This window comes from Rubrivivax benzoatilyticus JA2 = ATCC BAA-35 (assembly GCF_000190375.1).
Taxonomy (GTDB): domain Bacteria; phylum Pseudomonadota; class Gammaproteobacteria; order Burkholderiales; family Burkholderiaceae_C; genus Rubrivivax; species Rubrivivax benzoatilyticus.
In genome coordinates this window covers 1-12,921 of the sequence record NZ_AEWG01000025.1, presented here as the reverse complement: position 1 = coordinate 12,921, position 12,921 = coordinate 1, and the positions used below count along the sequence as shown (strand labels likewise).

The 12,921-nt window shown below is 68.1% G+C and carries 15 protein-coding genes and 1 pseudogene; all 16 read left to right on the top strand.

Annotated features, from left to right (window positions below):
- Positions 1–2 precede the first annotated feature (2 nt).
- The gene (locus RBXJA2T_RS02445) at positions 3–1,451 is read left to right on the top strand and encodes a UbiA family prenyltransferase (protein WP_237704846.1); all 1,449 of its coding nucleotides are present in this window, start codon (positions 3–5) and stop codon (positions 1,449–1,451) included.
- Positions 1,448–1,813, top strand: coding sequence for a DMT family transporter (locus tag RBXJA2T_RS02440; protein WP_009855730.1), 366 nt, complete (start codon positions 1,448–1,450; stop codon positions 1,811–1,813). The genes RBXJA2T_RS02445 and RBXJA2T_RS02440 overlap by 4 nt, the downstream gene beginning before the upstream one ends.
- Positions 1,813–3,081, top strand: a complete 1,269-nt coding sequence (locus RBXJA2T_RS19665) for an ArnT family glycosyltransferase (protein ID WP_009855729.1) — start codon at positions 1,813–1,815, stop codon at positions 3,079–3,081. Before RBXJA2T_RS02440 ends, RBXJA2T_RS19665 begins: the two co-directional genes overlap by 1 nt.
- A 327-nt stretch (positions 3,082–3,408) precedes the next feature.
- On the top strand, positions 3,409–3,897 hold the full coding sequence (locus tag RBXJA2T_RS20015) for an excalibur calcium-binding domain-containing protein (protein ID WP_202796724.1): 489 nt from the start codon (positions 3,409–3,411) through the stop codon (positions 3,895–3,897).
- Positions 3,898–4,279: 382 nt separating this feature from the next.
- Positions 4,280–4,648: pseudogene (locus tag RBXJA2T_RS02430) on the top strand (helix-turn-helix domain-containing protein); the annotation flags it as partial.
- Between the two features lie 149 nt (positions 4,649–4,797).
- Positions 4,798–5,781 (top strand): DnaJ C-terminal domain-containing protein, encoded by a 984-nt coding sequence (locus RBXJA2T_RS02425; RefSeq protein ID WP_009855725.1) that lies wholly within the window; start codon positions 4,798–4,800, stop codon positions 5,779–5,781.
- Positions 5,778–6,062, top strand: coding sequence for a chaperone modulator CbpM (locus RBXJA2T_RS02420; protein ID WP_009855724.1), 285 nt, complete (start codon positions 5,778–5,780; stop codon positions 6,060–6,062). Before RBXJA2T_RS02425 ends, RBXJA2T_RS02420 begins: the two co-directional genes overlap by 4 nt.
- Positions 6,063–6,129: 67 nt before the next feature.
- Positions 6,130–6,819, top strand: a complete 690-nt coding sequence (gene ccmA, locus RBXJA2T_RS02415) for a cytochrome c biogenesis heme-transporting ATPase CcmA (protein ID WP_050801722.1) — start codon at positions 6,130–6,132, stop codon at positions 6,817–6,819.
- Positions 6,820–7,153: 334 nt separating this feature from the next.
- Positions 7,154–7,822 (top strand): heme exporter protein CcmB, encoded by a 669-nt coding sequence (gene ccmB / locus RBXJA2T_RS02410; protein WP_029718987.1) that lies wholly within the window; start codon positions 7,154–7,156, stop codon positions 7,820–7,822.
- 11 nt (positions 7,823–7,833) lie between these two features.
- Positions 7,834–8,577, top strand: a complete 744-nt coding sequence (gene ccmC, locus RBXJA2T_RS02405; RefSeq protein ID WP_009855721.1) for a heme ABC transporter permease CcmC — start codon at positions 7,834–7,836, stop codon at positions 8,575–8,577.
- Between the two features lie 10 nt (positions 8,578–8,587).
- Positions 8,588–8,752 (top strand): heme exporter protein CcmD, encoded by a 165-nt coding sequence (gene ccmD / locus RBXJA2T_RS02400; protein ID WP_009855720.1) that lies wholly within the window; start codon positions 8,588–8,590, stop codon positions 8,750–8,752.
- The gene (gene ccmE, locus RBXJA2T_RS02395; RefSeq protein ID WP_009855719.1) at positions 8,749–9,210 is read left to right on the top strand and encodes a cytochrome c maturation protein CcmE; all 462 of its coding nucleotides are present in this window, start codon (positions 8,749–8,751) and stop codon (positions 9,208–9,210) included. Before ccmD ends, ccmE begins: the two co-directional genes overlap by 4 nt.
- A complete protein-coding gene (locus tag RBXJA2T_RS02390; RefSeq protein WP_009855718.1) occupies positions 9,207–11,195 on the top strand; it encodes a heme lyase CcmF/NrfE family subunit in 1,989 nt (662 codons plus the stop codon). The genes ccmE and RBXJA2T_RS02390 overlap by 4 nt, the downstream gene beginning before the upstream one ends.
- The gene (locus RBXJA2T_RS02385) at positions 11,192–11,716 is read left to right on the top strand and encodes a DsbE family thiol:disulfide interchange protein (RefSeq protein WP_009855717.1); all 525 of its coding nucleotides are present in this window, start codon (positions 11,192–11,194) and stop codon (positions 11,714–11,716) included. The genes RBXJA2T_RS02390 and RBXJA2T_RS02385 overlap by 4 nt, the downstream gene beginning before the upstream one ends.
- Complete coding sequence (locus tag RBXJA2T_RS02380; RefSeq protein WP_009855716.1) at positions 11,709–12,182, top strand: cytochrome c-type biogenesis protein; 474 nt, start codon at positions 11,709–11,711, stop codon at positions 12,180–12,182. The genes RBXJA2T_RS02385 and RBXJA2T_RS02380 overlap by 8 nt, the downstream gene beginning before the upstream one ends.
- A partial coding sequence (gene ccmI, locus RBXJA2T_RS19405) for a c-type cytochrome biogenesis protein CcmI (protein WP_138938760.1) occupies positions 12,154–12,921 on the top strand: 768 nt, incomplete at its 3' end. The genes RBXJA2T_RS02380 and ccmI, both read left to right, overlap by 29 nt.

Here is a 12,921-nt window from a genome sequence, read left to right as displayed (position 1 = left end):
CTGTGACCGCAGCGATGAATCGACCATTGGTCGTTGACCTGGATGGAACACTCACACCCACTGATACTCTGGTGGAATCCCTGGTCAAGGTGGTGAAGAGATCCCCTATGAACCTGCTACGCCTGCCCTTCTGGCTCATGCAGGGCCGGGCCGGTTTCAAGGAAGCCATCGCGGCCCAGGTCGGCATTGCTGCCGAGCACCTGCCTTACCGTGAACCGCTCCTGGATTATCTGCGCGAGGAAAAGGCCAAGGGCCGACAGATTGTCCTGGCGACGGCCGCCCACCACTCTATTGCCGACGGTGTGGCCAAGCATTTGGGCCTATTCGACCATGTCCTGGCCACCGAAGCGGGCCACAACCTGAAGGGCAAGGCAAAGCTGCAAGCCATCCAGGAAAAGGTGGGAGGGTCGTTCGTCTATGCCGGCGACAGCCGGGCCGATGTGCCCATCTGGAAGTCGGCCCAGGCGGCGGTGCTGGTGGATGTCTCCCCGACCACGGCGGAAACAGTCAAACAAGGCGTCCCGATAGAACGCGAGTTCCCAGGCGAAGAGGCGGGGCTCTCCGTATGGCTGCGCGCCCTGCGCGTGCATCAGTGGCTGAAGAACCTGCTGCTGTTCGTGCCCCTGCTGACCGCCTTCTCTTTCTTCGACCTGGGCAAGCTGGTGAGCATGGTCCTGGCCTTCCTGGCCTTCTCCTTCGCGGCCTCGGCCACCTACATGGTCAACGACCTCTGGGACTTGGAGAACGACCGGGCGCACCCCCGGAAGCGGCTGCGTCCCTTCGCCAGTGCCCGGCTGCCGATACTGCACGGGTTGGCCGTTGCGGCCGCTGCCCTGTTCCTGGCCTTCGGCTTGGCATTCACGGTATCCAAGGGCTTCTTCCTGATGCTCCTGCTCTACCTGGTGTTGACCAGCGCCTATAGCTGGGTGCTCAAGGAATACGTGCTGATTGACGTGCTCATGCTCTCCCTCCTCTACACACTGCGCATCCTGGCCGGCTCGGTTGCCATCGGCATCGCCACCAGTTCCTGGCTCTTGGCCTTCTCGGTGTTCATGTTCCTGAGCCTGGCTCTGGTGAAGCGATGCGCCGAACTCGTTTCCCTGGAGGAAACCGGAAAAGAGGCAACCCGTGGGCGGGATTACCGGGTGACCGACCTGGTGGTGCTGTGGCCGCTGGGGGTTGGTGCAGCGCTGTCCGCTGTGGTGGTGTTCGGTCTGTTCATCAGCGCGCCGGAGACCCAGGGCCGCTATGCAACGCCCCAGCTGCTCTGGCTAGTGGCCATCGGCTTGATTTACTGGCTGGCGCGCCTGTGGGTGAAAACCTCTCGGGGTGAAATGCACGATGACCCCGTGATTTACGCCATCAAGGACCACGGCAGCCGTATGACAGTCTTCGCCATGATTGCCGTCATGCTGGCGGCGCACTTTCTCGCCCTGGGGCTCGCGCTGTGAAAACCCTCCTCATCGCCATCGTCAGCATCGCCCTGTCGGTTGCCGCCCAGTTCTCTTTGAAGGCGGGCATGTCGGGGGACGGAGTCAGGGCCGCCCTGGCTCTGCCTTATACCTTTAGGACCCTGTTCGATGTGCTCACGGACAAGTATGTCTTCGGTGGCTTTCTGATCTATGGGCTGGGGGCAGTGGTGTGGCTGGGGGTGTTGTCCAAGTGGGATGTAAGCAAAGCTTACCCCTTGGTTGGGCTAGGGTTCGTATTTACCGTCGCGATTGGTTTTCTTGTCGGTGAGCAGGTTACCATTCCGCGCGTGATTGGCGTAGTGCTGATTTGCGCGGGGGTGTTTTTGGTGGGGAAGAGCTAATGAATCTAACGAATAAAGCTGAACCACACCGGGATTGGCTATGGCTGGCAATTATCGTTGGCATCGGCTTTGCCCTCAGGGCGGCGGCCATGGTCGGCTTCAAGCATGAGCCCGAAAGCGACGAGCTTGCGTATATAAGCATGGCGCTCAACTTGGTTAACGGGAACGGCATCGTCGATGGAATGGGAAACCATGCGATGTATAACGTTGGCTACCCATTGTTCATTCTGGCTCCCGTGTTTTTCTTATTTGGGGAAAACTTTCTTGCGGCTCGCCTATTCAATATGTTGTTGGGTGGCGCAACGATCATCCTGTGCTATCTGGTGGCGAAAGAGGCCGGGGCTGGCAGGTTGGGTCGACTTATGGCTGCTGCAATCTGGGCGGTATATCTCCCCGCCAGTGTCTATGGGGTGTATCTATTGAAGGAAAACATGATGGCCCCCCTTGTGCTGGGGGGCGTTTGGTGTGCTTTGCGATTGGCAACGCAGCCTTCTAAGGGTGTGGCTGTTGGCTGTGGCGCACTCTTTGGCTTGTTGGCTTTGACTGGCAATGCTGCCTTGTCTCTGGTTGGTGTAGTTGCATTGGCATTGGTGTTGAACCCAGCATTGATGCGTGAACGAGCTACCCTGGTCATCATTATGTTCGCAGTTGCCTTGGTGATTTCCGGTCCTTGGATGTTGCGGAACATGCATGTTATTGGCGCGCCTGTCTTGAACACAAATGGTGGCTTTAATCTGTATTTGGGCAATAACCCGGCAGCGACAGGCATGTTCGTTTCAATCGCCGAAACGCCACGTGGCCCTACTTGGGAAGCCCTGCGAAAAACTGGCGAGGTTCAAGCCTCGGAGACTCTGAAGCAAGATGCTATCGCGTGGGCAAAAGCCCATCCGACCGAGTTTGCGACGTTGGCTTTGAAAAAGGCGGCTTACTTCTGGATGCCTCCGTTTCATGAAGGAAAAGGAGAGCAGTCATCAGTTGAGAAGTTTGTTCGTGTGTTATGGGCGATTCAGTTTGTCACGCTTGTGGCAGCGGCTTTGGGTGTCTTATTGATTCGTAGACTAAGAAACAAGCAAATCGCAATTCTCTGGTTGGCGGTTGCATGCTATACGGGTGTGCACATGTTGTTCTATGTGATATTCCGATACCGTGAGCCCATCATGCCGATGATAGGAATATTGGCTGCGCTTGCGATCGAATCGTTGGTTTCGCGCAGACCTTTGTTGCCCAACAATTCGCTGCAGCGGACGTCCCTTGCGGGCCGCCGCTGAGCTCTACGTTAGATTGCGGAGGGTAGATGGCGGAGTCGTAAGCTCCCCCACCGAGTAGGCAGTTCGAAAATGGAGACGTCCGCATCTTCGAGAAAGAGCGATGAGGACGTCCCGATTCACGCAATTGGACGACGATATTCCCGCGATGCAGGAGCGCGAGCGGCATGCGTCGCGCGATGCGCTGCCGTTGGTTCAATAACTGCTGTTGGAGATGCGTCAGCGCTTCATCCTGCCAGCGCTTCATCCTGCTGGGTTGCTAGGCTTCGCGCCGACACATCGGGATGTCTCGTCTCCCATCGATCACCAGGACGGATTTATTTCATGAGCATGGGTGTGAAGACCGCGATCGCGAGCGCCGGGCGGCTCGTCAGGTGGACCGGCTACAGGGTCGAGCGGAGCCGACAGCCTCGTCCGCGCTTGGCGGTCCCGTCGTGGCTGTGCCTCGTCGTGGCTGCGGTGACGATCGTCACGGCCGCCCCCGCCGCTGACGCGGCGTCGATGAACAAGTGCATCATCAACGGCACCGTCACCTACCAACAGGCGCCGTGCCCTTCGACGCAGCCGCGCAAGGACCCGACGATCGAGGAGCTGAACGCCGCCGAGAAGGCGCGCCGCGCGGCGGCGGCCAAATCCCGCACCGAGACCGCCCCACTGCCGGCCGCCACGTCGTCCCGGTTCAGCTGCGACGGGCGCACGTACTGCTCGCAGATGCACTCGTGCGAGGAGGCCAAGTTCTTCCTCGAGCACTGTCCAGGCGTGAAGATGGACGGCAACCACGACGGCGTCCCGTGTGAAGCGCAGTGGTGCAGCCGCTGATGCGCTGAACCGAAGCCGGCACGCCGTCCGCCTGCGCCCCTCCACCGCACCGTAGCCGGTCGCCGGGGCGTGTCCCGCAGAGAAGTATTAGGAGGAGGGCGGGCGCAGCCCGCCCGGGGGACATGAACGGAGGGACACGCCCCGGTGGCCGGCTCTCGCGCCGATGGCGGCATGCCGCGTCACCAGCAACGGCGACCCTGAAAAGAAGAGCGATACGGGTCCTAACGGCCATCCCGTCCACAGCAATCCAATCACTCCAACTCAATGCGTCGAGAAGGCGAGGCCCAAGTCACGCCTCGGCGCCGCAGCGCTCGATCAGAATCGTCGGCGCGCATCAGCAGTACGACGCTGTCGACGCCGCCACCGTCGAGATGGAGTGAACATGGAGATCAAGCCCATCCGTACCGAAGCGGACTACCAGCACGCGCTGGCCGCCGCGTCGGCATTCTTCGACCAGCCGCCGGCGCGCGGCACGCCCGAGGGCGACCGCTTCGAGGTGCTGCTGACGCTGCTGAACGCCTACGAGAGCGCCCATCACGCGATCGAGCCGCCGGACCCCATCGAAGCCATCAAGTTCCGGATGGAACAGCAGGGGCTGACGGTCCAGGATCTGGTGCCGATGATCGGTGCCACCAACCGTGTCTACGAGGTCTTGAACCGCACCCGGCCGCTGACGCTGTCGATGATGAAGCGGCTCCGCTCGGACCTGCAGATCTCGGGTGACGTGCTGCTGAGCCAGCGTGTGCCGGCCGGCGGGCGGGGGCCTTCGGCCAGGCGAACGCCGGTGTCCCGGCGCCGCGCCAAGGCCGTTCCGGCGACCCGGTAGCGTGTTTCGGCCGCCGGCCGGCTCTTGAACCGGCCACCCGCCGCCGCCATCTGCAGGCTCGGAGGCATCACACGGTGGAGTTCAAGGACTATTACCAGGTGCTGGGCGTGGCCCGCGACGCGACGCAGGACGCGGTCAAGAAGGCCTATCGCAAGCTCGCGCGGCAGTACCACCCGGACGTCAGCAAGGCGCCCGACGCGTCGGCGCGCATGAGCGAGGTCAACGAGGCCTACGCCGTGCTGTCCGACCCCGAGCGCCGCGCTGCCTACGACCAGCTCGGCCGCGGCCGTCAGGCCGGCGAACGCTTCACGCCGCCGCCCGACTGGGACGCCGGCTTCGAGTTCCACGGCCGCGCGCCGGGCGGCGGCGCCGAGTTCGGCGGCGACTTCAGCGACTTCTTCGAGCAGCTCTTCGGCCGCGCCGGCATGCCGCGTGGCGCCGCCCGGCACGGCCGCGGCGGCGCGATGCGCGGCGAGGACCACCACGCCAAGATCGTGCTCGACCTCGAAGCCGCGCTGCGCGGCGGCGTGCACCGCGTCTCGCTGCGCCAGCCGCAGCTCGGGCCCGACGGCCACGTCGTGCTCGGCGAACGCACGCTCGAGGTGACGCTGCCGCCCGGCGTGCGCCCGGGCCGGCTGGTGCGCCTGGCCGGGCAGGGCGGGCCGGGCCAGCCGCCGGGCGACCTGTTCCTCGAAGTGGCGCTGCACGAGCACCCGCGCTGGCGAGTGGACGGTGCCGACCTCGTCGGCGAGCTGCCGGTCGCGCCCTGGGAAGCGGCGCTGGGCGGCGTGGTGCCGGTGGCGCTGCCCGACGGCAGCACGCTGCAGGTGCGGGTGCCGGCCGGCGCGCAAGCGGGCCAGCGCCTCACGCTGCGAGGCCGCGGCCTGCCGGGCTCGCCGCCGGGCGACCTGGACCTCGTCGTGCGTGTCGTGCTGCCCAGCGGCCTGGACCCGCGCGCGCGTGCGCTGTACGAACGCATGGCGCAGGCGCTGCCCGACTTCGACGCGCGCAAGGTGGCTGCCGCCGAAGCCGAACGCCGTGGTGGAGACGAGCGATGAGCGACGACACGCTGCGCCTGCTCGACGAGGCGCTGCTGACCCTGGACGAACTCTGCCGCGCCGCGCCGGTGGCGCCGGGCTGGGTGGCCGAACGCATCGAGGCCGGCTTCGTGCGGCCGGCCGGCGGCGGCCGTGGCGACTGGCGTTTCGACGCCGTCGCGCTGCGCCGCGTGCGCCGCATGGCGCTGCTGGAGCGCGAGTTCGACGCCGTGCCCGAGCTCGCCGCGCTGGTGGCCGACCTCGAAGACGAGATCGCCCGGCTGCGCCGGCGGATTCGCTGAAAACGCGACGCGGCGCGTGACAGAATCGCGCGCCGCCGGCGCTCGCCGGCAACCGCTGATCACCGCCGTGGCCGACACCCCCACCACCACCTCGCCGGGCACCGGCCTCGAAGGGCGCGCGCTCGCCTGCCGGCGCGGGCGCCGGCTGCTGTTCGAAGGCGTCGACATCCAGCTGAAGCCCGGCAGCATCACCTGGCTGCGCGGCACCAACGGCAGCGGCAAGACCAGCCTGATGCGCATCCTCGCCGGGCTGTCGACGCCCGAAGCGGGCGAGCTGCTGTGGAACGGCCGCCCGGTGCGCGAAGCCGGTGCCGCGGCGCGCGAGGCGGTGCTCTACATCGGCCACGCCAATGCGCTGAAGGACGACCTGACGCTGGGCGAGTCGCTGGCGTTCCTGGGCCGCCTGGGCGGCGTGGCCGACGCCGGCGAACGTGCCGCCGCGGCGCTGGAGCAGGCGGGTCTCGCCGACCGCCGGGCGGCCGCGGTGCGCACGCTGTCCCAAGGCCAGCGCCGCCGCGGCGCGCTGGCGCGCCTGGCGCTGGACGAACGCGCGCGCACCTGGATCCTCGACGAACCGTATGACGCGCTGGACGCGCAGAGCACGGCGCGGCTGTCGGCGCTGCTGCTGGCGCACGCCGCACGCGGCGGTGCGGTGCTGTTGACCAGCCACCAGGTCGTCGAGCTCGCCGGCGCGGTGGAATACGACCTGGAAACGCGCCGCGTGCAGAGCGCTCGCCGCGGCCGCGTGACCGTCTGACAAACATCAAGAAAGCCGCGAAGATCGCGGCGCGGCGGCTGCGGCACGGTTAAGGTCTGGACTCAGTCCAGATCGGGTGTTCGCGCCAGCCGCGCCAGCGCTCCGGGGCCGAGACACCACCTGAAAACCCCCTCCGTGAACGCCTGCTCCCGCCCCCTGCGCCCCGTGGCGGCCTGGCGTGGCGGGCACGCCCCGCAGGCCACATCCCGGCGCGTGCCGCGCAAACGCCTTTTCCCGGGTGAGGCCGCGTGGTTCCGGTGTCCCAACGCCTCCTTACAATCGCCCGTCCTCAGCGCATGAGCCTCATGTTCCGTCACCTCCGTCGCTCCCGAGCATGAGTTCCGTGTTGCTGGCCACCACGCAGCGCGACCTGCTGCTTGCCGGGCGTCGGCGCATCGAGGCGCTGCTGCCGTTGGGCTTCTTCATCGTCGCCGCGTCGCTGTTCCCGATCGGCGTCGGCCCCGAGCCGCAGACCCTGCGCCAGATCGGCCCCGGCGTCGTCTGGGTCTGCGCGCTGCTGGCGGCGATGCTGTCGGTGACGCAGATGTTCGCGTCCGACCACCAGGACGGCTCGCTCGAGCAGATGCTGCTGGCGCCGCAGCCGCTGGTGATGCTGGTCACCGGCAAGGTGCTGGCGCACTGGCTGACGACCGGCCTGCCGCTGGTCGTCGCCGCGCCGCTGATCGGCCTGCTCTTCGACATGAACGGCGCGGCCATCGCCGCGCTGACCGCGACGCTGCTCGTCGGCACGCCGGTGCTGAGCCTGCTGGGTGCGGTGGGTGCCGCGCTGACGCTGGGCCTGCGCAGTGGTGCCGCGCTCGTCTTCCTGCTCGTGCTGCCGCTGACGGTGCCGACGCTGATCTTCGGCACCGGCGCCGTCGGCGCGGTCGAAAGCGGCCTGTCGCCTGCAGCTCACTTCTCCCTGCTCGGCGCGGTGCTGATCCTCACCGCGCTCGGCGCGCCGCCGGCCACCGCCGCGGCGCTGCGCATCTCGCTCGACTGACCCTCCGGACCATGACCCAACGCCTGCGCTGGTCGACCTTTTCCGCGCCTTCGCGCTTCTATTCGATGGCCGGGCGCCTCGTGCCCTGGTGCTGGGCGGTGACGGTGCTGTTCACCATCGCCGGCCTGTACGTCGGCTTCGGCATCGCGCCCACCGACTTCCAGCAGGGCGACGCCTACCGGATCATCTTCATCCACGTGCCGGCGGCCTGGATGTCGATGCTGATCTACCTCGTCATGGCCTTCTTCGCCGCCGTCGGCTGGGCCATGAACGCGCGCATGGCGTCGATGTACGCCCGGGCGCTGGCGCCCACCGGCGCGATGTTCACCTTCCTCGCGCTGTGGACCGGCGCGCTGTGGGGCAAGCCGACCTGGGGCACCTGGTGGGTCTGGGACGCGCGCCTGACGTCCGAGTTCATCCTGCTGCTGCTGTACTTCGGCTACATCGCGCTGACCGAGGCCATCGACGACGCCCGCCGCGCGGCCAACGCCGGCGCGCTGCTGGCCATCGTCGGCGCGGTCAACGTGCCGATCATCTATTTCTCGGTGAAGTGGTGGAACACGCTGCACCAGGGCGCCACCATCAGCATGACCGCCGCACCCAAGATGGCCACGACCATGCTGGTGGCGATGCTGCTGATGACGGTGGCCTGCTGGGCCTACAGTTTCGCCGTCGTGTTCACGCGCGCCCGCGCGATCGTGCTGGAGCAGGAGTCGGACACCGACTGGGTCCGCTCGCTGACCGGCGCACGGTGAGGGTTGACTGATGTACTGGAACTCCTGGGAAGACTTCCTGCAGATGGGCGGCTACGGCCTCTACGTCTGGGGCTCTTACGGCGTGACGCTGGCGGTGATGCTGGCCGAGTCGCACTTCGCCGAGCGCCGCCGGCGCAAGGCCTTCGCCGCCGCGCGTGACGGGGGCGAACAATGAAGCCGCGCCACAAACGCGCCGCGATCGCGGTCGGGGTGCTGGCCGCCGTCGGCGTCGCCGCCGGGCTGGTGCTCAACGCCTTCAACAGCAACCTCGTGTTCTTCTACACGCCGACCCAGGTCGCGACGAAGGAGGCGCCCGAGGGCCGCACCTTCCGCATCGGCGGCATGGTGCGCGAGGGCAGCGTGGTGCGCGACGGCGTCACGGTGCGCTTCGTCGTCACCGACACCGCCAAGGATGTGCCGGTGCGCTTCGAGGGCGTGCTGCCCGACCTGTTCAAGGAAGGCAAGGGCGTCGTCGCCCAGGGCCAGCTCGGTGCCGACGGCGTGTTCACCGCGCGCGAGGTGCTGGCCAAGCACGACGAGAACTACATGCCGCCCGAGGCCGCCGACGCCGTGCAGCGTGCCGAGAAGATGAAGCACAGCGCCGACACGCTGGCCACCGGAGACTCCAAGTGATCCCAGAGCTCGGCCACCTGCTGCTGTTCTTCGCGCTCGCCGTCTCGCTGGCACTGGGCGTGCTGCCGATCGTCGGCGCCCACAAGGACCGCGGCGAATGGATGGCGCTGGCCCGGCCGCTGTCGGCCTGGCTGGCGCTGCTGGTGTTTGCCGCCTACGTGCTGCTCACGGTGTCCTTCCTGCGCCACGACTTCTCGGTCGTCTACGTCGCGCAGAACTCCAACTCGGCGCTGCCGGTGATCTACCAGATCGCCGCGGTCTGGGGCGGCCACGAGGGCTCGCTGCTGCTGTGGGTGCTGATGCTCGTCGGCTGGACGGTGGCGGTGGCGATGTTCAGCCGCTCGCTGCCGCTGGCCTTCGTGGCCCGCATCCTCGGCGTGATGGGGCTGGTGGCCGCGGGCTTCCTGCTGTTCATGCTGCTGACCAGCAACCCGTTCGACCGCCTGATTCCGGCGGCCATCGACGGCCGCGACCTGAACCCGCTGCTGCAAGACCCGGGCATGATCTTCCACCCGCCGATGCTCTACATGGGCTACGTCGGGTTCTCGGTGGCCTTCGCGTTCGCGATCGCGGCGCTGCTCGGCGGCAACCTCGACGCCGGCTGGGCGCGCTGGACGCGGCCCTGGACGACCTGGGCCTGGATCTTCCTGACCTTCGGCATCGCGCTGGGCTCCTGGTGGGCCTACAACGAGCTGGGCTGGGGCGGCTGGTGGTTCTGGGACCCGGTCGAGAACGCCTCGTTCATGCCCTGGCTGGTCGGCACGGCGCTGATCCACTCGCTGGCGGTGACCGAGAAGCGCGGCAGCTTCAAGGTCTGGACGGTGTGGCTGGCGATCACCGCGTTCTCGCTGTCGCTGCTGGGCACCTTCCTCGTGCGCTCGGGCGTGCTGTCGTCGGTGCACGCCTTCGCCACCGACCCGCGCCGCGGCCTGTTCATCCTGGCCTTCCTGGTGATCGTCATCGGCGCGTCGCTGGCGCTGTTCGCCTGGCGCGCGCCCAAGGTCGGCCTGGGGCAGCGTTTCGGGCTGATGTCGCGCGAGTCGATGCTGCTGGTCAACAACATGGTGCTGACGGTGGCCACCGGCGCAGTGCTGCTGGGCACGCTGTACCCGCTGTTCCTCGACGCGCTGGGCATGGGCAAGATCTCGGTCGGCCCGCCGTACTTCGACACCGTCTTCGGCCTGCTGATGGCGCCGCTGGTGCTGGTGCTGGGCATCGGCCCGCTGACGCGCTGGAAGCATGACGAGGCCGGCCCGCTGCTGCGGCGCCTGGTGCTGCCGCTGGTCTTCACGCTGGGCGCGGCGCTGGCCACCGGCTGGGCCGCGGGGCGCATCACCGCGGCCACCACCGGCGGCCTGGCGATGGCCTACTGGATCCTGTTCGCGACGCTGGTCGACCTGCGCCAGCGGCTGTGGCCGGCCGGCGGCCAGGCCGGGCAGCTGCTGCACCGGCTGCGCCTGATCCCGCGCGCGATGGCCGGGATGATGATCGCCCACCTGGGCGTCGGCGTCTTCGCCTTCGGCGTCGCGATGGTCAACACCTACGAGACCGAGCGCGACGTGAAGATGGCCCCCGGCGACACGACGACCGTCGGCGGCTACACCTTCACGATGAAGGAGGTGCGCGAGGTCCAGGGCCCGAACTACATCGCCGCGCAGGGCGTCATCGACATCACCCGCGACGGCGAGCCGGTCGGCTCGCTGGCGCCCGAGAAGCGCATCTACCGCGTGCAGCAGATGCCGATGACCGAGGCCGCCGTGCACGGCAACCTCTGGCGCGACCTGTACGTGTCGATGGGTGAGCAGATCGAGGGTGGCGCCTGGGTCGTGCGCGTGCACTACAAGCCCTTCGTCTCCTGGATCTGGGGCGGCTGCCTGCTGATGATGCTCGGCGGCCTGCTCGCCGCGGCCGACCGCCGCTACCGCGTGCGCCAGACGGCCGTGGCCGGCGCGCCGCGTTCCGCTTCCGCCGAGAGCCTCGCATGAACCGTTTCCTCTGGCCGCTGCTGGCCTTCCTCGTCCTCGTCGGCTTCCTCGGCGTCGGCCTGGGCCTGAACCCGCGCGAGGTGCCGTCGCCGCTGATCGACAAGCCGGCGCCCGAGTTCCGCACGACGCTGCTGCACGAGCCCGAGCGCAGCCTGGGCAAGCAGGACATGGTCGGCAAGGTCTGGGTGCTCAACGTCTGGGCCTCGTGGTGCACCGCCTGCCGCGAGGAGCACCCGGTGCTCGTCGACTGGGCCAAGCGCGCCTCGGTGCCGCTGTACGGCCTGAACTACAAGGACGAGCCGGGCGCCGCCAAGCAGTGGCTGCAGCGCCTGGGCGACCCGTACACGGCGTCCTTCGTCGACCGCGACGGCCGCATCGGCATCGACTTCGGCGTCTACGGCGTGCCCGAGACCTTCGTCGTCGACAAGGCCGGGGTCATCCGCTACAAGCACATCGGCCCGGTGACGCCCGAGGCGCTGCGCGACACGATCGAACCGCTGGTGAGGAAACTCAATGGCTGAGCGCTTCACCACCTGGGCGCGCCGCGTCGCGCTCGCGCTGGCCTGCTCGGCCGGCCTCGCCGCCTTCGCTGCCGAGGCGCCGCCGGTCGCCGAGGACCCGGTCGTCGAGGCGCGCATGATCAAGCTCGCCGAGGAACTGCGCTGCCTGGTCTGCCAGAACGAGACCATCGCCGCGTCGCACGCCGACCTCGCCGTCGACCTGCGCCAGCAGATGCGCGAGATGCTGCACAAGGGCATGAGCGAGGACGACATCCGCAGCTACATGACCGATCGCTACGGCGACTTCGTGCTCTACAAGCCCCCGTTCAAGCCCGAGACCGCGCTGCTCTGGGTCGGCCCGCCGGTGCTGCTGGTGCTGGCGCTGACGGCCCTGTTCATCACCTTGCGCCGGCGCCAGCGTGCCGCGCCCGAGGCCTTCGACCCCGACACCCCCGACGATGATGACGAACCCCGCCTCCCTCGATGAGCTCAAGCGCCAGCTCGCGGAGCTGGACGAACTGGGCCGCCAGGGAGTGCTGACCGGCGATGCCGCGCGCAGCGCCCGCGAAGACCTGGAACGCCGCATCGTCGCCGCCGTCACCGCGCAGGGCGCGGCGGCGGCCACGCCGCCCGAGCCGCCCCAGCCCCGCGTGCCGCGCCGGCTGTCGCTGGCGGTCGCCGCCTTCGTGCTCGTCGCCGGTGCCGCCGGCTACGCGGTGCACGGCGACTGGCCCGGCTGGAAGGTCGGCCCGCCCGACCCGGCGCAGCGCGAGGAGGCGGCCGCGACCGGCGACGGCGCGCCCAGCCAGCAGCAGATCGAGGCCCTGGTCGGCGCGCTCGAGGAGCGGCTGAAGCAGGAGCCCGGCGACGTGCAGGCCTGGCAGATGCTCGGCCGCACCTATGCCGCGCTCGGCCGTGCCGACGAGGCGCTGAAGGCCTACCGCAAGGTCGCCGAGCTCAAGCCCGGCGACGCCCAGGCGCTGGCCGACCTGGCCGACGCGATCGGCATGGTCAACAACCGCTCGCTCGACGGCGAACCCGAGAAGCTGATCGCCCAGGCGCTGAAGGCCGACCCGAAGAACGTCAAGGCGCTGGCGCTGGGCGGCACGATCGCCTTCAACCGCGAGCAGTACCCGCGTGCGGTGCAGCTGTGGGAGCAGGCGATCCAGGCCGCCGGCCCGTCGGGCGAGTTCGCGCAGCAGCTGCAGGGCGCGGTGGACGAGGCC

Bases quoted from the DNA above. Each gene is read 5' to 3' on its own strand.
- RBXJA2T_RS02420 (WP_009855724.1), top strand. From the start codon at position 5,778: ATGAGCGACGACACGCTGCGCCTGCTCGACGAGGCGCTGCTGACCCTG.
- RBXJA2T_RS20015 (WP_202796724.1), top strand. From the start codon at position 3,409: ATGGGTGTGAAGACCGCGATCGCGAGCGCCGGGCGGCTCGTCAGGTGG.
- ccmC (WP_009855721.1), top strand. From the start codon at position 7,834: ATGACCCAACGCCTGCGCTGGTCGACCTTTTCCGCGCCTTCGCGCTTC.
- ccmD (WP_009855720.1), top strand. From the start codon at position 8,588: ATGTACTGGAACTCCTGGGAAGACTTCCTGCAGATGGGCGGCTACGGC.
- RBXJA2T_RS02385 (WP_009855717.1), top strand. From the start codon at position 11,192: ATGAACCGTTTCCTCTGGCCGCTGCTGGCCTTCCTCGTCCTCGTCGGC.
- RBXJA2T_RS19665 (WP_009855729.1), top strand. From the start codon at position 1,813: ATGAATCTAACGAATAAAGCTGAACCACACCGGGATTGGCTATGGCTG.
- ccmE (WP_009855719.1), top strand. From the start codon at position 8,749: ATGAAGCCGCGCCACAAACGCGCCGCGATCGCGGTCGGGGTGCTGGCC.
- RBXJA2T_RS02380 (WP_009855716.1), top strand. From the start codon at position 11,709: ATGGCTGAGCGCTTCACCACCTGGGCGCGCCGCGTCGCGCTCGCGCTG.
- ccmB (WP_029718987.1), top strand. From the start codon at position 7,154: ATGAGTTCCGTGTTGCTGGCCACCACGCAGCGCGACCTGCTGCTTGCC.